The following is an 18,377-nucleotide window of genomic DNA, read 5'->3' as shown; positions in this document are numbered from 1 at the left end:
CCGGGGAATGTTTCGACAAAATCATAAGAGTCGCTTCAACTGTTTGACCGGCTGCCGCTTCCGTGCCTCTTCATATTGGAGAAACGGACAGCCTTTCTCTTCGAGTCGGGCCAGGACGTTCTTAATCGTGAAGGATTCCGGTCGCAGTCCTTCTTTTACCTCTTCCCAAAATAACGGACAGGCAACCGTGGCTTCATCGGTACGGCGAGCGGAATAGGGGGCAACGATTGTTTTCCCTTCTGCATGCTGGACATAATCCAGATACAGCTTCTCTCCTCGTTTTTTCTTCAGGCGTTCGACTGTGAACAGGTCCGGGCATTTTTGTACGAGTGTTTCCGCCACAGCTTCGGTAAGGTTCCGCGTTTCCTCATAGCTGAAGTCGCCTGCTTGAATAGGAATATGAATCTGCATCCCTTTGTTACCAGACGTTTTGATGAAGCTGATGACTCCGATTTCATCCAGCATCTGCTTCATCCACTGTGCAGCGGTAATCGCAAGTGAAAAGTGTTCCCGGCTTGGGGGATCCAGGTCGAAGACAATTTCATCGGGTAAGGATGCATCTGTTTTGTCAAAAGGGATATGGAACTCCACTGCTCCTTGATTGGCAAGCCAAAGGAGCGAGGGGAGATTATTGCAAAGGATCCGGCTTCCGTCTTTTTCTTCCCATGTGTCTAAATAGTCCGGAGCATGATCCGGGGCTTGCTTTTGATAGAAGGACTCAGCAGTAATCCCGTCCGGACAGCGGATTACTGTCAATTTCTTCTCCGCTAAGAATGGCAGCATGTAAGGTGCGATATGACGGATATATTGAAAGTATTGTTTCTTACTGACGTTCTTCCACAGCTGTTTATCCGAGTTCGTGACAGGTACTTCTTCAGGATAGAGGGAAAGGTCCCACTCCATCTTCTCTTTTGTGCAGTTCTCCGGTGTCAGATCAAAGCGGAATCGGTGAAAAACAGGTTCGCGCATTTCCCCATCCGCTGCATCAAGGCAATGGATATCCGCGCAGACGCTTGGAGTTACATGCCATTTCCCGGCCTGATTTTCTCCGTTACTTTTAAAAAACATCTGAAGTGTTTCTGCTTCTTCGACAGACAGCCCATTTTTGAACTTTCCCAACGTCTCCTCCTTGAGAGTGACGTCATAGTAGCCGTTGGCCGGATCATAGGCTGTCAGACAGCCGGAAACGCTGCGGAAGTTCTTCCATTTCAACCATTGCTTGGACCGCTCCCCTTCGCTGTAAAAGCTCTTCTTGTGTTTTGCGACAATCCCTTCCGCCCTGTGAAGCAATACTAATGCTTTTATCTTTTCTAGGCTGGTGTGTACTTCTGAAAGCACGATGTGAGGATGCTGGATGGTTTGAACGAGAGCGTACAGGCTTCGCTTTCGTTCTTCCAATCTCTGTTTCCCCCCCGTCAAATGATCAAATGCGACAAATGTACACGGCCTTTCCCGGGCGGCCCTGGCTATTACAGCTTCCTTCTTTAACCGTCCTCTCGTCTGCAAGCGAGAGAAGTTTGTCTGCCACCGTGTGTTACGGATGACGAGTTCCCCGTCAATCGTGAAGGGGAGCGAGTCGGCTGGGGGAACAAGTCCGCATATCTCCGGGAAGCGGCCACTCAAGTCCTTGCCGTTTCTACTCCATAGCTTTATCCCGTCCTCCGAAGCATGGAGGAGACAGCGGAAGCCGTCATACTTCACTTCATAAATCCAATCCGGTCCGGTCGGCAAATCTTCTGCAGCAGTCAATAGCATCGGTTTCAAAGACACCCGCTCCTTTTTTATATGCTGCTTAGTTTACCCACAGCCGGCGAACATATTTTACCGACCTGTCGTGAATGCTAGGAGAAAAAGGAGTCGAGAACTATGCATACGATGTGGAAAGGAACCATCAGCTTCGGTCTCGTCAATATTCCGATCAAGCTTCATGCAGCGACGGAGAACAAGGATATTAAGCTAAGGCAGCTTCACAAAGAATGTAAGACACCGGTGGAATACAAAAAACGCTGTCCGGTATGTGAAGAGGAAATCAGCCAGGAAGAAATTGTGAAAGCCTATGAATATGCCAAGAACAAATTCGTGGTGTTGGATGAAGAGGATTTGGAACAGCTGAAGAAGGAGCAGGAGGATAAGGCGGTCGAAATCCTCGACTTCGTCAAGTTGGAGGAAATCGATCCGATTTATTTTGAACGAAGCTATTTTATATCGCCCAATGAAGGGGGATCGAAAGCTTACGGGTTGTTACGCCAAGCTCTGTCCGATACGGGGAAAATAGGTGTAGCAAAAATTATTATTCGATCCAAGGAACAGCTGGCGGTTGTTCGTGTTTATGAAAATACATTGCTCATGGAAACGATCCATTTCCCGGACGAAGTAAGAAACGTACAGGATGTCCCGAATGTGCCGGCAGAGGCGGATTTAGGAAAGAAAGAGCTTAGTACCGCAGTGACATTGATCGATCAATTGACCGAAACATTTGATCCGGGAAAATATACGGACGAATACCGAACCGCGTTGATGGACTTGATTGAGGCGAAGAAGAACAACGAAGAGGTTACGACGGCAGCAGACAAACAAAAACCGGACAATGTCACCGATTTGATGGAAGCTCTGGAGAAATCGTTGGAGCGGACCAAAGGCGCGAAGAAGAAAAAAACAACGAAACGAAAAACGACTGCCTCCACTAAGAAGAAGACGTCATAATCCCTTATGTGACAAGGGTTTGTCGAACGTTTTGACTGTATTATTAAGAGGCGTTGTAGTATAATATATAGTAGATACATGTGGTTCGGAGGGGAAAGAATGAGTGTTCGGACAGAAGAACAGGCAGAGCATTTGATGCGTTCTGCGAAAGCGTCTATGGCTATTGAAGGGTTCAGCTTGAATAAGAAGCAGGAATCATTAGTTAAGAAGTGTCTTACAGGAGCCATATCCCATAAAGAATTCGTCAAGCGGGCTTTGGAATTGTCCCGCCATGCCTAGTTCCAGGTATGGGGGTGAATCCTCCCGCTATTGTTATGCAGGGACTGATGTGCTGATTAATCACTATGACCTTATGGACGACAAGCAGCTGGAGTATATGGAGGCGATCCTTGCCACCCAGCGTTTGTCGGAACTGCAGGAAAAGCCTGTGGAAGGGGACTTCGACCTCAGACATTTGCAACGTATTCACGCCCGTTTATTTTCCGACCTTTATCCTTTTGCGGGCAATATCAGGACAGAGAATATCACGAAGGACGGGTTTTCTTTTGCGCAGGCCCGCTTCATTCAGGAAGCTTCTGTCCCGATCTTTGATTCTCTAATGAAGGAAGAGTGGGCAGGGATGGACAAAGAGGACTTAGCACGGAAACTGGCTCACTATATGGCGGAGTTGAACGTCCTTCATCCGTTTCGGGAAGGAAATGGTCGGAGCTTGCGTGAGTTCATCCGCACAATCGCCTTGGAAGCCGGCTACCATCTGGATTGGTCCTGTGTACCGAAAGAGGAGGTCTTTCAAGCGAGCATCGATTCAGTCAAGGATATCAGCAGTCTTTATTCGGTTATCCAAGCGTCGCTTGTTCCACTTGCCAAATGAGCAAAAGCCGGGGGAATCCCCGGCTTTTTATTCATCTTCTACAAGCACTTCCTTCTCCGGTCCTTCGTTTTCCTTAAGAACAATCTGCCACTGGTCATCGTCTTCATCAAATAGAATTTCCGCCACGGCGACAATTTTGTCATCTTCTACATCGGTTAGAGCGGAAGCCAAGGCTTCGGAGGTCGTCAATCGGGCCCCTTCTACTTCACTCATCTCCACTTCGGAAACCTTATCGGCAGGTGCCTGTTCTGGAAAACTTTCTTTAATGGGGCCGTCTGTCCAAACATCTACATATTTACCTGTCCATTCGTTGTCCGGAGCTTCAGACACCCACATCGCCCGCCCTTTTTCTTCTGACTCTGTAGTCGGAGTGACGACAAGGATACTGGATCCTTCCTGTTCCATCACATATCCGCTGATTTCTGCTTGCTCCGGAGGCGCCTCTGCTTCCGTTTCCTCATAATCCGAGCCGGCTGGTGCAGAACTGCACCCCGCCAAAAGAATCAAACAAGCGGCCCCCATCATTGTCCAGATGTTTCTCATTGTCATTCTCCTCTCGAATACAGATATTATTCAGAATATTGCACATGACAGAAGATACGAACTTTGTTATCATAAGACTCAACCAAGCAAATAGTACGATTCAACTACTAGGGGGGCCTTGTTACAGGCTGAGAGGAAAGCGTAAAGCTTTTCGACTCTTATGAACCTGATCTGGTTAATACCAGCGGAGGGAAGTAGTCAGACGAACGAATAGTTATTCATCGACTGTCTATGATCCAAGTCAGGTCCTCTCCAGGACCTGGCTTTTTTATTTTCTTATGGAAGGGGGGAATGTATTGAACCGTACACGTTTATTGACTATTATGGCACTGTTTGTTGCCATTGGAACATTCGGAGCACAGCTGCTCTGGTTCCCGGCAGGCATCGCGAAGGCATATCCTGTCCAACATGCGGTAAATGTCATGGCTGCTGTGATGCTTGGACCGCTGCCTGCTGCTGCCATTGCTTTCTGCATCGGCCTGCTGCGATTTCTTTTAGGGCTAGGAACACTGTTGGCTTTTCCTGGTGGAATGGTCGGAGCATTATTTGCTGGTTTGTTTTATCGGATATACAAACGGAAAGGGGCAGCTGTAGTCGGCGAGGTGATTGGAACTGGAATCATTGGAGCATTACTCGCCGTTCCGCTGGCTGGATTCATCATGGGCAGTGCGGCCGGAGCGTTTGCCTTTGTTCCTTCTTTCTTCATCAGCAGTCTGTCAGGAGCTGCCATCGGCTGGTTTGTGCTGTCACGTATCAAAGCAGAACAACTTCTATTACAACCATAATACACGGAAACTGCTAGGGGCGCGAATTATCGCTGAGATAAGGATTATCCTTTGTCCCTCAACACCTGATCTGGTTCGTACCAGCGTAGGGAAGTAGTCTGGACCTCTGCAATCCTCTAGTAGCTTCCGAATAACTCAGGGAGGCACCACTATGTCATTCTCCACTCAATTAAGAAAAGAAAATCAGGACGTGTTTGAAGCTATTTTTCACCATCCATTTGTTGAAGGTCTCGGAAAAGGAGAACTTCCGAAAGAAGCTGTCGCTCATTATGTGAAAGCGGACTTTGAATATTTGAATGCATTTATGCATGTGTACGGCATTGCTGTTTCCAAATCACCAAAAAGAGAAGATATTGAGCTCTTCAATGACCAGATCAACTTTGTGCTCCACAGTGAAGTGCATCCCCATAACAACCTGTGCCGATATATCGGTAAAGAATATGAGGAACTGCAGGGTTACCCGCTGCCACCGACAGCGGACCACTATATTAAACATATGCTCTACCATGCGCATATGGGCAGTATTGGAGAAATTATTGCCGCCTTACTTCCATGCCCCTGGACATATCTCGAAATCGGTAAAGAACTAACGAAAGCCTATCAACCGGACGAAAATCATCCGTTCTTTGATTGGATCGATTTCTATGCAGAGGAAGAAATAGGCGGATTGACAGGACAGCTTTGCGAGAAGCTTGATGCCTATGCAGAGCAAGCTTCAGACGAGGAGAAGAATAAGATGCGTGAAGCTTTCCGAAAGAGCTGCCAGCTGGAATTATCCTTCTGGGAAATGGCCTATACCGTCGAGGAATGGCCCGTAGCTGAGGGGGTTTACCGATGAACCGAGTGAAGTGTGCTCTTACCATTGCCGGAACGGATCCAAGCGGCGGTGCGGGTATCCAGGCGGATTTAAAGACGTTTCAAGAGCTTCAAAGTTATGGGATGAGCGTCGTCACTTCGGTAGTCGCTCAGAATACGACCGGCGTATCTGCGGTTCATCATCTTCCGGTCACGATGCTGAAGCAGCAGCTCTATGCAGTATCAGACGATATGCCGATCGATGCACTGAAAACAGGTATGGTGGCAACTATCGATATGATGGAGGTCCTTAAACAATGGCTGAAGGAAACAGAGGCTGCATACGTCATGGACCCTGTGATGGTAGCAACGAGCGGCGATCCTTTAATTGAGGAAAAGGCGAGGGATTATCTCAGGAAAGAGCTTGTTCCTTTAACAACGCTCGTAACACCGAACATACCGGAAGCGGAGTATTTGACCGGTAAGGTGATAGAGACGGAAGAAGCTATGAAAAAGGCAGCGGAAGAACTTGTCGAGGTTTATGGAGCTGGTGCAGCACTTGTCAAAGGAGGTCATCTGAGAGGTCATGCGGTCGATTATTTATATGATGGAAACGAGATGACCGTTTTGGAAGCAGAGCGAATCGATACGAATAACACCCATGGCACCGGTTGTACGTATTCGGCTGCGATCACGGCATACTTAAGCCGGGGCGATACGTTGAAAGAAGCCGTCCGTAAAAGTAAGTACTTTGTTACCGAAGCCATTCGTTACTCCTTTGACCTGGGAGCAGGAAGCGGACCCACCAATCATTTTGCCACCAGGAAGGAGACGATGAAAGGATGAACACCATCATAGAAAAAGTAAGAGAAAAGCGGCCGCTGATTCATCACATCACGAACCAAGTGGTCGTCCATTTCACAGCGAACGGTGCGCTTGCTTTCGGGTCTTCGCCAATCATGGCAGCCGCCCATCAGGAAGCGGCGGACGTAGCGATGTTGGCAGACGGGGTGTTGTTGAATATCGGAACATTGAATGATTACCAGGTGGAATCCATGATCTTGGCAGGAAGAGCCGCTAATGAGAAAGGTATTCCTGTCGTTCTCGATCCCGTCGGGGTAGGGGCGACCAAGTATCGTTATGAAGCATTTCAACGCATCGTAAAGGAGGTTCAACCGACGGTCATCAAAGGAAATGCAGGAGAGCTGGCTCGGCTGGTTGATATAGAAGTGGAGACGAAGGGAGTCGATTCTGTCGGGGAAGGGAATACCGGGGAAATTGTTCAAGCGGTTGCTGAAGCATTCCGAACAGCGGTCGTCTGCACAGGTGCCGTTGACCGCTTTTGTGCCGATGGAAAAAGCGGTCGGAACGAGAGCGGTCATCCGCTGCTTGGCCGCGTCACCGGTTCCGGCTGTCTCCTGGGTTCCATTCTCGCCGCTGTTCTTAGCGTCGATGGCGGAGTGTACGAGAAACTGGAAACGGCGTTGAAGCATTACGGTCGTGCAGCGGAGCAGGCCGCTTCTCTCCCATCTGTTCAGGGCCCTGGAACATTCCTGCCGCATTTCCTTGATGCACTCAGCCGGGATCTGGAGGAAGGCATATGACACTTTCTCATCGTCTGCGGAAGTATTTAGTCATGGGTAGCCAAGACTGTGTAAAAGATCCTTTGGAAACGCTGTCTGAAGCTGTTTCCGGCGGAATCACGGCTTTTCAATTCCGGGAAAAGGGGGATGGTTCTATGGAGTGGAAAGATAAAGTCGAACTCGGGCGTGCTTTGAAGCGGGTATGTGATGCAAACAACGTCTTATTTGTCGTCAATGATGACATCCGACTGTTCGAAGTTTTAGATGCCGAGGCCATTCATGTGGGGCAGGAAGATGTTCATGTAGAGAGTATCCGGGCGGCATACCCTGACGCTGCGATCGGCCTATCTTTGTCCGATAGGAATCACCTGGAACAAAGCCCTCTTCATCTAGTCGATTATGTTGGTGCCGGGCCGATTTTTCCTACTTCCACGAAGCGTGATGCTAATCCAGTTACGGGTCCGGAGTTTATTCGTGATATACGGATGACTCATCCCGAATTACCAGTCGTCGGTATCGGGGGTATTGATGAGCATAATGCGCATCTTGTCATGGAGGCAGGGGCGGCCGGCGTCGCTGTCGTATCGGCCGTGACGAAAGCCGCGGACATTGAACGAGCGGTTCAGTCATTATAAAAACAAAAGAAGTTCCGGCAAACATTGCCGGAACTCCTTTTTTAAAAAGTCTGTGTAACACTTAAAGCCGTTAACACATCCATTACGGGACGTCATGCCCCATTGAACTTTGCAGGATATCAAACCACTGATCGCGGTTTAATTGGTAATCGAGCGCGCGGACAGCTTGGAGAACCCGCTCCTTCTTGCCGGAACCGATAATCGGCATAATCGAGGCCGGGTGTGCCAGCAGCCAGGCATAAAGCACTTGATCGATACCATCCGCTCCGATTTCATCCTTCACCCTATGTAAGCTGTCGCGCAGGCGCACGGCTTTCTCGTCATTGGAGTGGAAAATATCTCCACCGCCCAAAGGAGACCACGCCATTGGTGCCGTACGTTTCTCCTGGCATGCATTCAGCGTACCATCTTCGAAATTTTCAAGCTGTATGGCGGAGAGTTCCAGTTGGTTGGTCACTAATGGGAAATCCAAATAGGATTGAAGCATAGTCCATTGGTGATTTTTAAAATTGGACACACCAAAATGCCGGACTTTGCCTTCCTTTTTCAATTGAGTGAAAGCGGCCGCCACTTCCTCCCCGTCCATGAAAGGATCCGGGCGGTGAATAAGCAAAGTGTCGATATAATCGGTTTGGAGGTTGGTCAACGAATGATCCACAGAGGTGAGTATATGCTCCCGGCTTGTATTGTAATGGTGTGATTTATGCTCAGGCCGGTTTTTGGAAGGAAGGACGATGCCGCATTTCGTCACGATCTCCATTTTTTCTCGTAAGGATGGTTTTAGAGCCAAAGCATCTCCGAATAAAGCCTCACACGTGTAACTTCCGTAAATATCTGCATGATCGAAAGTTGTGATGCCGAGATCAAGGTTATATTCCATTAACTCCAATGTTTCTTCCTTCGTCTGCTTCCAGTCTGCCAGCCTCCAAAGGCCGTGGATGAGTCTTGAGTAAGACATGTCTTCCGTAATAGATACGCGTTGCATAGTTGTTCCGCCTTTCGTTATGGTTTTGGTTCTATGCTATATCCTACCATGAAGCATTTAAAACAGTGTGGATAACGCTTCCTTTCCGGTTTCAATTCATCTTGTCCGGGTACAAAGAGGCTAAGGAGGAGATATTAGTGGCTCAATATTTTGCGAATCAGAATCAGCAGGCAGACGGCGGACATGAGGTGCATGTCGAAGGTTGTAATTTCATGCCTTTCGAGAAGAACCTGCTTGCTTTAGGCGGACATAGCGAGTGCAGCAGTGCACTCGAGGAAGCGCGAAATACATTTGATAAGGTCAATGGCTGTCAACATTGTTGTCCGGATTGTCATATGTAAGGGAAAAGGGAGCGGAATTCCGCTCTTTTTTTATTTGGGATGGAACATCTTCTCATGGATAAGTTTTGATTGGGCGTACATAGTAAAACTGATGAAATTCCTGAGGAGGATAAAGAAACATGCCTAAACATTTATGGTACACAGCATTTGCCGTCATGATGCTCATCATGCTTGCGGCTTGTAATACAACAGACCAATCTGCACGGGAAAGACAGCAGAATAATTTAAATGAGGTCAGTTTTGATCCTGCAGACCGTGGGACGCAGGATCGCGGAAATTATGGGCAGTATGGGAACGGACAGAATCGTTTTGACGCGAACATTCCTTTCGAAGGGATGAACCCGAATGGTACAGCGCAGGATCCATACTTATTTGAGCAAAAAGACGGTCAGGATCAGTCTGCCGCACCAGAAGGGGATTTTCAACAGAAGGTCTTGGATCTTACAAATGAAGCTAGAGAAAAACAAGGACTTCAGCCTTTGAAGAATAGTAATGAGGTGGAAGAGGTAGCCCAGGATAAATCCGAAGATATGGCAGAAAACAATTACTTCTCTCATACATCACCGAAGTATGGAAGTCCGTTTGAAATGTTGAAAGAGTATGGGGTCGATTATAGAAAGGCCTCTGAAAACATAGCGGCAGGACAAAGCACACCGGATGAGGTTGTCAAAGGATGGTTGAACAGTCCCGGACACCGCAAGAACATAATGGATAAGAACATGACCCATGTAGGAGTCGGATTTTCCGAAGACGGAAACCAATGGGTACAGATGTTTATTCGGAAATAGTCAGACGGGTGCCTTAGCGGGCGCCCTGTCTTACATAATTCAAGAACAGGGGATGTATAAGGTGAAAGTTATATCGATATTGACTGCTCTGTTTCTCGTCTTGTCCTTTCCGCTTACCGCCGGAGCTTTTCAAGATAAAAGAATGGTCGCGATAGGAGACTCCATTCCGTTTGGATACAACCTGGTAGAAGGGAACTTAAATCCTCCTAAGCAATCGTTCCCATCCCTTATTGGTACGGAGCGTGATATGGAGGTCATCAACTTAAGCATCCCTGGTCTTACATCGGAAGAACTGCTTCAGGCCGTCCGTTCTAATGATATATTTCGTGAAGCGCTTCATGACGCCGACTATGTCGTCCTCTATATTGGAGGGAATGACCTGCTGAATATTCTTAAGAAAAATGGTGGCTTGAAGGGTTTGAAGATGGAGGAAGCGGCGCCGATTATCAGAGACCTTATCTACAATGTTTATTCAACTATATTAGAAATCGATCAACTGACTGACGGGAAGGTTCTCGTCTACAATATCTATAACCCTTATCCGGCAGCAGGGGAGAAACTTTCGACACCATTATCCTATATCAATCAGCAGTATGCATCTGTCATTAAACTGCTCCAGCATTTCGCTTCTGTGAAGTTGATCGATGCCCATAAGGCTTTTGAGGGAAAGCCGAAGCTGATCATCGAAGGAGACGTCCACCCGACGACAGAAGGCCAGGAAATCCTTGCTGAAATTGGTCTGAAGCACATCGACTGAAATTTCCATCAGGTAGGTCTTTTCATTGGTGTGTTGTATAATAGTGCTACATTAACGAATGGGGTGTTAGGAATGATCAGGTTCGCAGTGATCGGAACAAATACGATTACAGAGAAGTGGATAGAGGCGGCCCGTCAGCATAAAGAGGTAGAACTGACAGCAGTCTATTCCAGGACGGAAAGCCGTGCCAAAGCATTTGCGGAGAATTATGGAGTTTCCCAAACGTACACAAACATCCATGCACTGGCTGAAAGTGATAAAGTGGATGCTGTATATATTGCCAGTCCAAACGCCTTTCATGCCCGACAGGCTGTTGAGCTTATGAAGGCTGGGAAGCATGTTCTGTGTGAGAAGCCGATGGCGTCCAATCAACAGGAGATCGCATCGATGATTCAAGTGGCAAAGGAGAATGGTGTCGTCCTTATGGAAGCTGTCAAATCCACGGTGATGCCCGGTTTTCTTGCTGTTCAGGAGAATTTACATAAGATTGGAAAGGTCAGAAGGTACGTAGGTGTTTTCTGCAAATATTCTTCCCGTTATGATGCTTACAGAGAAGGGGAAGTATTAAATGCTTTCCAACCTTCTCTATCCAACGGGTCTCTGATGGATCTCGGTATTTATGGGATTTATCCGATGGTCACCCTGTTCGGGGCTCCGGAGGAAGTAAAGGCAAACGGGGTGATGCTTGAATCCGGCGTGGATGGAGAAGGTACCGTCTTAGCCCGATATAAGGATATGGAAGGTGTCGTCATGCATTCGAAAATCATCAATGCGTATGCACCGTCGGAAATTCAGGGAGAAGAAGGTACCATAGTCATTCCTAATATTTCAGAACCGAAGGACATACAGATTAGATACAGAGATGGAAGCGTGGAGGAGTTGGAAGTGGAAGAAAAGGAGTTTCTTCCTATGTACTATGAGACCGAAGCATTCGTTTCTCTTGTTAAAGGTGAGAAAAATCATGCTGGAAATAATTCATTGACACATACTTTGATCGCAGCGAAGGTAATGGAAGAAGCCCGTAGACAAATCGGCCTTACTTATCCGGCAGATCGTTCGTTTTGATCCATTCCGAAGAGGCCTCTTCACTCGTTCAAGGGCCTCTTCTTCTTTCAGCAGCTGTTATCCTTCTTATGTTGTATTTCACCGGTAATGTCCTTATCTGACAGACTTATTTGATTATGTATAAGTCCCCAGCGGTTCATACTTTCCAAAAACGTGGATGTCGTTTTCCCATAAGGAGTGATGCGGTATTCCACTTTGGGAGGGACGGTTCCATAATCGATTCGCTCGATTAAACCGTCATCAATCAGCATCTTTAATTCCCTGGTAAGGATTCGGGAGGAGATGTTCCCCTCTATAGAGCGGCGTAACTCGTTGAATCGGATTGAATCAATATGCAGCAGCTGCCAAAGGATCAGTCCTTTCCATTTGCCGCAGACAATATCAAGGGTGACATCGATCCCGGTGGTTTTCCCTGTCACTCCATCCACCTCGTTCTTTTATTTTTTTGTTTTTTGTTTCTCCATCGCTTTTTCATAACCTTCCATGATGCCTTGAGCATAAACCTTGTTCAGAACAGCCATGGTTTGAGGAATGACCTGGTCTTCGTTGTCCGTAGAGACCTGATTGAGCAAATCGACGAGTTCGAGGAGCTCTTCCGTCACTGGAAAAATCGGTTTTATATTGTCCATCAAGCATCACCTTCCTCCGTCGTACTTAAAGCATTATTAATATAATTCTATTTTGTTTGTGCAATTCCCACAAGTACTTACATATATGTTAGCGATACATTCCCATTATGCCGGATTTTTGCTTATTAAACAACGACTAAGTCCGGGTTTTTGGATAGGGGTAAGGCCCCGTATACTGTCGTAAGGGTTGTACAAAAGTTATACTGAAATATTTAAAAAAGAGAATGTCTGTATAACCCTGGCTGAAGTAGGTTTCAAGAAACCTGTAAGGAGAGGGGGAGGTTCCTTCATGCGTTACGTGTTGGCTTATACAAAGACTTATAAAAGCTCGGCATCCATAGCGTTAATCTTGATGCTGTTGGAACTGGTTGTGGAGTTAGTCCAGCCTCTTTTAATGGCTAAGATCATTGATGATGGAATTCTTCAGGAACAATATTCTGTTGTAGCTCTTTGGGGAGGGATCTTGTTGTTGTTGTCTTTAACCGCGTTTGCAGCCGGAATTACGAACTCTTTTTATGCATCCCGTTTTAGTCAGGGGGTAGGGTATGATCTCCGCAGGGACCTCTTCCGGCAGGTACAGGCGTTCACGGATGAAAACTTCCAGCGTATTCCTACGCCGAGTCTGGTAACAAGGGTCACAAACGATGTCATCCAGATTCAGAACTTTTTGTTCATGTTTGTTCGTATCGGTCTCCGGGCGCCATTATTCATAGTTTTCGCATTAATAATGGCCTTTACAATTGATGTCCGTCTGGCTGTAATCATGCTCGGCAGTGTTCCGTTTCTGCTCGTTTTTTTGTATTTTGTTCTGACTAAAGGAGTCCGGCTTTTTAGAAACGTCCAAACTAAGCTGGATGCCCTGAATACCGTCATCCGTGAGAATTTAACAGGCATCCGTCTCATTAAGGGATTCCATAGACAAGCACATGAGAAGGACCGGTTCAGCAAAAGAAACGATGACCTTGTAAAGCAGAATAAGCGCGCACTATGGCTCGTGGAAACGGCGATGCCGGTCGTTATGCTCGGTATGAACGTCGTGATTCTTTTCCTGCTCTTCTTCGGCGGGGAGTGGCTGCGTGCTGGAGATTTGCAGGCAGGAGAAGTGGTCGCAATCATCAATTACGCAACAAGGATTTTGTTTACTTTTTCTGTTTTTACGTTTCTTATCATGGTGTTCTCAAGAGCTTACGCATCAGCGGTCCGCCTGGAAGAAGTCGGACGGGAGGATACGGACATCGCAGAACCGTCTTCTCCTGTAACGAAAGAGCTGCAAGGATCTGTAACCTTTCAGGATGTTTCTTTTGAGCGATCCGGCGAATGTGTACTTCAGGAAATTTCCTTTCAGATCGAAGCTGGTCAAACCGTAGGAATTCTTGGAGAAACAGGTTCAGGAAAAACGTCCTTGTTACATTTAATACCCCGCCTGTATGAAAAAAACTCCGGGCAATTGGCTTTGGATGGGGAAGAATTGGAGAACTTCGCCCTCCTGCCATTACGGAAACAAATAAGCCTGGTTCCACAGGACGTCCATCTCTTCTCGGGTTCCGTACGAGAGAACATCGCTTGGGGGAAAGAGGATGCGACGGAAGAGGAAGTAAAGGAAGCCGCTGATAAGGCTCAAATTCACTCCTTCATTTCAAGCCTTCCTGACGGCTATGATACGGAAATCGGTCAAAAGGGTGTCGTCTTTTCCGGTGGCCAGAAACAAAGACTCTCCATAGCGAGAGCGCTCGTCCGAAAGCCTAAAATCCTTTTGCTTGATGACAGTACAAGTGCGCTCGATGCACATACGGAACAACGGTTGTTTCAAGCATTAAATGAACTGCGCTGCACTGTCTTCATCGTTGCACAGAAAATCAGCTCCGTGGAAAATGCGGACACCATTCTGCTGCTTCAGAACGGCAGGCTGATCGCGAACGGAACCCATGAAGAATTACTGGACTCAAACGATTTTTATCGGGAAGTTCATGCAACCCAGCAGGAAGGGGTGATTTCATGAGCAGGCGTCATCAAGGATTAGGCACAAGTCCGCCGAAGGTTGACCGTGTGTGGGAGACGCTGCAGAGGATATGGGGATATATGGCGAGCCAAAAGCAGCGGTTTATTATGGTGATAACGGCTATTCTGGTCAGTTCTTCCTTGTCACTATTAGGTCCGTATTTACTTGGCAAAACCGTGGACTTAGTGATCGAAGTTCCTTCCCGTGACACACTTGTCGGTATGCTTGTCCTGCTGCTCATACTCTATGTATGTCAATCTGTCTTCCTGTGGCTGCAAAACTACTGGATGATCGATATCGCGCAAGGATCGGTTCGCAGAATGCGGGATCACTTATTCTCCCATGTACAAAAACTTCCGGTTCTGTATTTTCAACGGATGCAGCAAGGAGAGCTGATGAGCCGGTTGACCAATGATATCGAGAATGTGAGCCGAACCATGAACACAGCGGTCGTCCAGTTCATTACCAGTGTTCTTACTTTGACCGGCACTATTGTGCTTATGTTATGGCTGAGTCCTTTGCTGACATTGCTGACTTTGACTATCGTTCCTGTCATGTATTTCGGAATGAAATGGATTACGAAACGGACAGGACCTTTCTTTAAGCAGCAGCAGACAGATCTGGGGGAAGTGAACGGGTATGTGGAAGAGATGTTTACCGGCCAGCCGGTCGTCCGTATGTTTTCCAAGGAGCAGCGGGTAATAGAGCGTTTTGAAAAGAAGAATGAAGCACTCAGGGAATCCGGTTATTATGCACAGGTTTACACAGGATTCATCCCGAAATTAATGAACATGCTGAATAATGTAAGCTTTGCCATTATTATCGGTGCCGGTGGTATCCTTGCGTTGAATGGCAGTATTTCCATTGGTGTGATCGTTGCTTTCACCACTTATTCCCGTCAATTTACCCGTCCACTCAATGACCTTGCTAATCAGTTCAATATGATTTTATCGGCAGTAGCTGGAGCGCAGCGTGTATTTCAAGTGTTGGATGAGGAAGTAGAGGGTGAGGTCAAAGAAGAGCCGCTTGAAAGTATATCTGGTGACATCCGTTTTGATTCTGTGTCCTTCGCTTATGAGGAGGGGCAGCCGACGCTTGTGGATATCAACTTTGTTGCAGAACCTGGAGAGACAATTGCACTTGTCGGTCCGACGGGTGCAGGGAAGACAACGATTCTTTCGCTTCTTTCCAGGTTTTACGACCCGGATGCAGGCGCGATTTATTTGGACGGGGTGGATCTTCAGAGAGTACCCAGAAGTTGGCTGAGGAGCAGAATGGGAGTGGTTCTTCAAGATGCGACCATGTTTCATTTGTCTATCAGGGAAAACATCCGCTACGGCCGTTTGGAGGCTACGGATGAAGAAGTCGAGGCTGCAGCAAAGGCCGCGCGTGCCCATGAGTTCATCGTAAACCTTCCTGAAGGATATGAGACGGTTCTGGATTCCGATGGAAAAGGGGTGAGTCACGGTCAACGTCAGCTTCTTTCCATCGCGAGGGCGATGATTGCTGATCCCTCCCTGCTCATTTTGGATGAAGCGACAAGTAGTATCGACAGCTTGACCGAAAGTAAAATTAATACGGCGCTACAGCGGCTGATGGCGGGTCGCACAAGCTTTGTCATAGCTCACAGACTTCATACCATCCGTTCGGCCGACAAAATACTCGTTATGCAGCACGGAAAAATTATAGAGCAGGGTAGTCACCGCCGGCTGATGAATCAGGGTGGGTTCTACGCGGATTTGATCAAAGCGCAATCTCCTGTAACGGAAGGTCATCACCAGTGACATATTAATGGAACACTCCTTTTGTCTCTACATATGGTAAGGATAAAAGGAGGGGAATGCCATGTCTCGTCACTATCCGAGCTGGACCGAAATACCTTATGCAGGGACGAAGGTGCCGCCTGTTGTAGAACGGGGAGTGGAGTTTGAAGCAGGCGAGTGGAAAACATATTTCATTCAGCATAGTCGAAGGCACGGTTTTAAGAAAATGGATGGGCGTCCCATTCGTCTTGCCATTAAAGATCCGGATACGATCGATTGGTATGAGGAATTAGAAATCGTTAAAGGAACCCTTGCAAACTTGACGCAAGAACAAATTACCATTGCCAAGTACTGGGGAGCTGGTCCGCCTTCCAAACAGTGGATTCCGATCATTGATCGACTCATTGATACGTATGGAGTGGAAGCCCCTCGGGCAGCAAGAATCCTTGGAGCTTTGTTCAGCGGCATGAATGATGCCTTCGTGGTGTGCTGGTCTCTGAAATATAAATGGCTCGTACCCCGGCCGAACCAGTTGGACCGCCATTTAGCTACGGTCGTCTGTACGCCGAAGCATCCGTCGTATCCATCCGGTCACGCTACTGTTTCCGGAGCGGCAGAGATAATTCTCGGCTATTTTTTCCCTGCTGAAAGAAGGAAGCTTAATCAGGTTGCTGAAGAAGATGCACGCTCGCGCCTTTATGCGGGTGTACATTACCAGGCAGACAATGACCAGGGGCTCCGGTTGGGCAGACAAATTGGTCGGATCGTTGTCGATGAGTTGAAGAAGGACAGAGTAAATGGGCGTCCCCTCGATCGGCCGTTTACGGAATATAAGGATGCAGATTTTCTCCCGCACGATTATGTGCAGGCTATTCCTTTTGAATACTCCCAATCCTGTGACTCGCTTTTGATGAATGGGGACGATGAATCTTCGTCCGGCTACACGGAGTGGATCGATCCGAAATTATTTATGTAGGAGCTGCCTTTGGCAGTTCTTTTTTTGTTATCTGGACAAGTTATCCACATTCTTGCATATATATGTACTATCAAGAGGGAGAGGGGGATGTGGATGAATGCGTGGATCGTAAATGCGCGGAAGATCGGCTGGATTGCGGGTGCTGTTGTCATTGCCTTCGCTGCATATTTTTTGGGGAGCTATTTCTGGAAAGGAGCCGTAGCTACTTCCACTGCACCGACCAATGAAGAACCCAGGGTCATTCAATTAGTTACCGGTGAATTTAAAACGACGACCGCAGACGGCAGAGAGGTGGAGGCTTACCGTTGGGATCCCGGCACAATTGTCGTCGAGAAGGATGAACCCTTCCAATTGAGTATGTACGGGGTGAATGGGGAGGAACATCCATTCTATATAGAAGGTACGGATATTAAAGGGGTTGTAGAGAAAGGGAAGGAAACAGTCGTCGATTTAAAGTTCAAGAAAGAAGGCGTGTATCGTTTGATCTGCACGACACATGCAGACAAGGCAGCCAGCGGTCCGATGATCGCTTATATTGTTGTGGATTAATTGGACAAGACGAACGCTCCTCTCTTAATGAGCAGGAGCGTTTTTATTGTTATTTTAATCAAGCAGCGATTTTCGGAATACCACCATATCGATGCCGCGGATGCCGTTCTCATAAAACGGCTGAGGGTAACGAAGGAAGTAATCGGGAAGGATATGATCGAAACGGAAGCCCGCCTTTTGATAAAAGGACAAGTTCTCGATGCTGGAGTTTGATGTGCCCACTATCATACTTGTGTACCCTTTTTCCTTATATTGTTGAGCGGCTTTTGTAATCACGCGTTTTCCAATGCCTTTTCCTCTGTAAGCTTCTGATATGGCGATATTTTTAATTTCGACCGATTCTTCATCTGGAAAAACGAACAGGCATACACCGACTACAGCGGAGTCCAATCGGATGGCTGTCAGCTCTCCTTCATGAAGATAAGCGTCAACCATATCCACTTCTTCATCTGCCAGTAAGAGAAGCGGCTTATATTCTTCCCGGTTATCCACAGGCAGCAATTCTATGTCCATATTCTTTTCCCCTTTAATCATCAGTTATCGTTTGTTTATGGTTATGATAACATAGAAGCAATACATCGATTTCTGAAATGAAGGTATTTTCAGATAA

The 18,377-nt window shown here is 47.3% G+C and carries 22 protein-coding genes and 2 riboswitches; of the genes, 16 read left to right on the top strand and 6 right to left on the bottom strand.

All coding sequences use genetic code 11. From position 1 onward, the window contains the following. Nucleotides 1–21 precede the first annotated feature (21 nt). Nucleotides 22–1,755, bottom strand: coding sequence for a DNA ligase D (gene ligD, locus AXG56_RS13560; protein ID WP_062515268.1), 1,734 nt, complete (start codon nucleotides 1,753–1,755; stop codon nucleotides 22–24). A 111-nt stretch (nucleotides 1,756–1,866) separates the two neighbouring features. On the opposite strand from ligD, the gene AXG56_RS13555 reads away from it, so the two are divergent. The 3 genes from AXG56_RS13555 (at nucleotide 1,867) to AXG56_RS13545 (ending at nucleotide 3,574) form a co-directional block, all read left to right on the top strand. Beyond that, complete coding sequence (locus AXG56_RS13555) at nucleotides 1,867–2,703, top strand: Ku protein (protein WP_026577748.1); 837 nt, start codon at nucleotides 1,867–1,869, stop codon at nucleotides 2,701–2,703. 99 nt (nucleotides 2,704–2,802) lie between these two features. Further along, nucleotides 2,803–2,982 carry a hypothetical protein gene (locus tag AXG56_RS13550; RefSeq protein WP_008636785.1) on the top strand — a complete coding sequence of 60 codons (180 nt, stop codon included), beginning with the start codon at nucleotides 2,803–2,805 and terminating at the stop codon, nucleotides 2,980–2,982. Between the two features lie 49 nt (nucleotides 2,983–3,031). Continuing rightward, entirely contained in the window at nucleotides 3,032–3,574 is a 543-nt protein-coding gene (locus AXG56_RS13545) for a Fic family protein (protein ID WP_235601504.1), read from the top strand. Between the two features lie 27 nt (nucleotides 3,575–3,601). On the opposite strand, the gene AXG56_RS13540 is transcribed toward AXG56_RS13545, so the two are convergent. Continuing rightward, entirely contained in the window at nucleotides 3,602–4,117 is a 516-nt protein-coding gene (locus AXG56_RS13540; RefSeq protein WP_062514999.1) for a DUF3221 domain-containing protein, read from the bottom strand. 99 nt (nucleotides 4,118–4,216) lie between these two features. Beyond that, a riboswitch (TPP riboswitch) is annotated at nucleotides 4,217–4,327 on the top strand. Between the two features lie 86 nt (nucleotides 4,328–4,413). On the opposite strand from AXG56_RS13540, the gene thiW reads away from it, so the two are divergent. The 5 genes from thiW (at nucleotide 4,414) to thiE (ending at nucleotide 7,915) form a co-directional block, all read left to right on the top strand. Beyond that, nucleotides 4,414–4,902: an energy coupling factor transporter S component ThiW gene (thiW, locus tag AXG56_RS13535; protein ID WP_026577751.1), complete on the top strand. Its 489-nt coding sequence runs from the start codon at nucleotides 4,414–4,416 to the stop codon at nucleotides 4,900–4,902. Between the two features lie 5 nt (nucleotides 4,903–4,907). Continuing rightward, nucleotides 4,908–5,011, top strand: a riboswitch (TPP riboswitch). Nucleotides 5,012–5,053: 42 nt separating this feature from the next. Next, on the top strand, nucleotides 5,054–5,740 hold the full coding sequence (tenA, locus tag AXG56_RS13530; protein WP_008636790.1) for a thiaminase II: 687 nt from the start codon (nucleotides 5,054–5,056) through the stop codon (nucleotides 5,738–5,740). Beyond that, nucleotides 5,737–6,543 carry a bifunctional hydroxymethylpyrimidine kinase/phosphomethylpyrimidine kinase gene (thiD, locus tag AXG56_RS13525; RefSeq protein WP_062514997.1) on the top strand — a complete coding sequence of 269 codons (807 nt, stop codon included), beginning with the start codon at nucleotides 5,737–5,739 and terminating at the stop codon, nucleotides 6,541–6,543. Before tenA ends, thiD begins: the two co-directional genes overlap by 4 nt. Further along, on the top strand, nucleotides 6,540–7,301 hold the full coding sequence (gene thiM / locus AXG56_RS13520) for a hydroxyethylthiazole kinase (RefSeq protein ID WP_008636792.1): 762 nt from the start codon (nucleotides 6,540–6,542) through the stop codon (nucleotides 7,299–7,301). Before thiD ends, thiM begins: the two co-directional genes overlap by 4 nt. Then, entirely contained in the window at nucleotides 7,298–7,915 is a 618-nt protein-coding gene (gene thiE / locus AXG56_RS13515) for a thiamine phosphate synthase (RefSeq protein WP_062514995.1), read from the top strand. Before thiM ends, thiE begins: the two co-directional genes overlap by 4 nt. An 82-nt stretch (nucleotides 7,916–7,997) precedes the next feature. Here the strand turns inward: thiE and AXG56_RS13510 are convergent, their stop codons facing one another. Further along, the gene (locus tag AXG56_RS13510) at nucleotides 7,998–8,900 is read right to left on the bottom strand and encodes an aldo/keto reductase family oxidoreductase (RefSeq protein ID WP_062514993.1); all 903 of its coding nucleotides are present in this window, start codon (nucleotides 8,898–8,900) and stop codon (nucleotides 7,998–8,000) included. A 137-nt stretch (nucleotides 8,901–9,037) separates the two neighbouring features. Between AXG56_RS13510 and AXG56_RS13505 the strand changes: the two genes are divergently transcribed. The 4 genes from AXG56_RS13505 to AXG56_RS13490 all read left to right on the top strand — a co-directional run bounded on the left by AXG56_RS13505 (nucleotide 9,038) and on the right by AXG56_RS13490 (nucleotide 11,851). Next, nucleotides 9,038–9,241, top strand: a complete 204-nt coding sequence (locus AXG56_RS13505; RefSeq protein WP_008636796.1) for a hypothetical protein — start codon at nucleotides 9,038–9,040, stop codon at nucleotides 9,239–9,241. Between the two features lie 119 nt (nucleotides 9,242–9,360). Continuing rightward, the gene (locus tag AXG56_RS13500) at nucleotides 9,361–10,029 is read left to right on the top strand and encodes a CAP domain-containing protein (protein ID WP_026577755.1); all 669 of its coding nucleotides are present in this window, start codon (nucleotides 9,361–9,363) and stop codon (nucleotides 10,027–10,029) included. Between the two features lie 61 nt (nucleotides 10,030–10,090). Next, complete coding sequence (locus tag AXG56_RS13495) at nucleotides 10,091–10,786, top strand: SGNH/GDSL hydrolase family protein (RefSeq protein ID WP_062514991.1); 696 nt, start codon at nucleotides 10,091–10,093, stop codon at nucleotides 10,784–10,786. 72 nt (nucleotides 10,787–10,858) lie between these two features. Then, the gene (locus tag AXG56_RS13490) at nucleotides 10,859–11,851 is read left to right on the top strand and encodes a Gfo/Idh/MocA family protein (protein WP_026577757.1); all 993 of its coding nucleotides are present in this window, start codon (nucleotides 10,859–10,861) and stop codon (nucleotides 11,849–11,851) included. 47 nt (nucleotides 11,852–11,898) lie between these two features. Here AXG56_RS13490 and AXG56_RS13485 read toward each other — a convergent pair whose 3' ends face one another. After that, nucleotides 11,899–12,270, bottom strand: a complete 372-nt coding sequence (locus tag AXG56_RS13485) for a helix-turn-helix domain-containing protein (protein WP_008636807.1) — start codon at nucleotides 12,268–12,270, stop codon at nucleotides 11,899–11,901. Between the two features lie 18 nt (nucleotides 12,271–12,288). Beyond that, complete coding sequence (locus AXG56_RS13480; protein WP_008636808.1) at nucleotides 12,289–12,480, bottom strand: hypothetical protein; 192 nt, start codon at nucleotides 12,478–12,480, stop codon at nucleotides 12,289–12,291. 289 nt (nucleotides 12,481–12,769) lie between these two features. Here AXG56_RS13480 and AXG56_RS13475 point away from each other — a divergent pair, with 289 nt between their 5' ends. From AXG56_RS13475 to AXG56_RS13460, 4 genes are all read left to right on the top strand, one after another. Beyond that, entirely contained in the window at nucleotides 12,770–14,479 is a 1,710-nt protein-coding gene (locus AXG56_RS13475; RefSeq protein WP_062514989.1) for an ABC transporter ATP-binding protein, read from the top strand. Beyond that, on the top strand, nucleotides 14,476–16,263 hold the full coding sequence (locus AXG56_RS13470; RefSeq protein WP_062514987.1) for an ABC transporter ATP-binding protein: 1,788 nt from the start codon (nucleotides 14,476–14,478) through the stop codon (nucleotides 16,261–16,263). Before AXG56_RS13475 ends, AXG56_RS13470 begins: the two co-directional genes overlap by 4 nt. 61 nt (nucleotides 16,264–16,324) lie before the next feature. Further along, complete coding sequence (locus tag AXG56_RS13465) at nucleotides 16,325–17,218, top strand: vanadium-dependent haloperoxidase (RefSeq protein ID WP_062514985.1); 894 nt, start codon at nucleotides 16,325–16,327, stop codon at nucleotides 17,216–17,218. An 87-nt stretch (nucleotides 17,219–17,305) separates the two neighbouring features. Then, complete coding sequence (locus tag AXG56_RS13460; protein WP_008636814.1) at nucleotides 17,306–17,767, top strand: cupredoxin domain-containing protein; 462 nt, start codon at nucleotides 17,306–17,308, stop codon at nucleotides 17,765–17,767. 54 nt (nucleotides 17,768–17,821) lie between these two features. Here AXG56_RS13460 and AXG56_RS13455 read toward each other — a convergent pair whose 3' ends face one another. Then, complete coding sequence (locus AXG56_RS13455; RefSeq protein ID WP_008636815.1) at nucleotides 17,822–18,280, bottom strand: N-acetyltransferase; 459 nt, start codon at nucleotides 18,278–18,280, stop codon at nucleotides 17,822–17,824. Nucleotides 18,281–18,377 lie beyond the last annotated feature (97 nt).

It is taken from the genome of Halobacillus sp. KGW1, assembly GCF_001592845.1.
GTDB lineage: Bacteria > Bacillota > Bacilli > Bacillales > Halobacillaceae > Halobacillus.
Note: the sequence above shows the minus strand (reverse complement) of the source record. Positions and strands in the feature narration are given on the sequence as shown.

Coding starts and splice junctions, on each gene's coding strand:
- ligD (WP_062515268.1), bottom strand. CDS start 1,755: ATGCTATTGACTGCTGCAGAAGATTTGCCGACCGGACCGGATTGGATT.
- AXG56_RS13555 (WP_026577748.1), top strand. CDS start 1,867: ATGCATACGATGTGGAAAGGAACCATCAGCTTCGGTCTCGTCAATATT.
- AXG56_RS13550 (WP_008636785.1), top strand. CDS start 2,803: ATGAGTGTTCGGACAGAAGAACAGGCAGAGCATTTGATGCGTTCTGCG.
- AXG56_RS13540 (WP_062514999.1), bottom strand. CDS start 4,117: ATGAGAAACATCTGGACAATGATGGGGGCCGCTTGTTTGATTCTTTTG.
- tenA (WP_008636790.1), top strand. CDS start 5,054: ATGTCATTCTCCACTCAATTAAGAAAAGAAAATCAGGACGTGTTTGAA.
- thiD (WP_062514997.1), top strand. CDS start 5,737: ATGAACCGAGTGAAGTGTGCTCTTACCATTGCCGGAACGGATCCAAGC.
- thiM (WP_008636792.1), top strand. CDS start 6,540: ATGAACACCATCATAGAAAAAGTAAGAGAAAAGCGGCCGCTGATTCAT.
- thiE (WP_062514995.1), top strand. CDS start 7,298: ATGACACTTTCTCATCGTCTGCGGAAGTATTTAGTCATGGGTAGCCAA.
- AXG56_RS13510 (WP_062514993.1), bottom strand. CDS start 8,900: ATGCAACGCGTATCTATTACGGAAGACATGTCTTACTCAAGACTCATC.
- AXG56_RS13500 (WP_026577755.1), top strand. CDS start 9,361: ATGCCTAAACATTTATGGTACACAGCATTTGCCGTCATGATGCTCATC.
- AXG56_RS13490 (WP_026577757.1), top strand. CDS start 10,859: ATGATCAGGTTCGCAGTGATCGGAACAAATACGATTACAGAGAAGTGG.
- AXG56_RS13480 (WP_008636808.1), bottom strand. CDS start 12,480: ATGGACAATATAAAACCGATTTTTCCAGTGACGGAAGAGCTCCTCGAA.
- AXG56_RS13475 (WP_062514989.1), top strand. CDS start 12,770: ATGCGTTACGTGTTGGCTTATACAAAGACTTATAAAAGCTCGGCATCC.
- AXG56_RS13470 (WP_062514987.1), top strand. CDS start 14,476: ATGAGCAGGCGTCATCAAGGATTAGGCACAAGTCCGCCGAAGGTTGAC.
- AXG56_RS13465 (WP_062514985.1), top strand. CDS start 16,325: ATGTCTCGTCACTATCCGAGCTGGACCGAAATACCTTATGCAGGGACG.
- AXG56_RS13460 (WP_008636814.1), top strand. CDS start 17,306: ATGTGGATGAATGCGTGGATCGTAAATGCGCGGAAGATCGGCTGGATT.
- AXG56_RS13455 (WP_008636815.1), bottom strand. CDS start 18,280: ATGGACATAGAATTGCTGCCTGTGGATAACCGGGAAGAATATAAGCCG.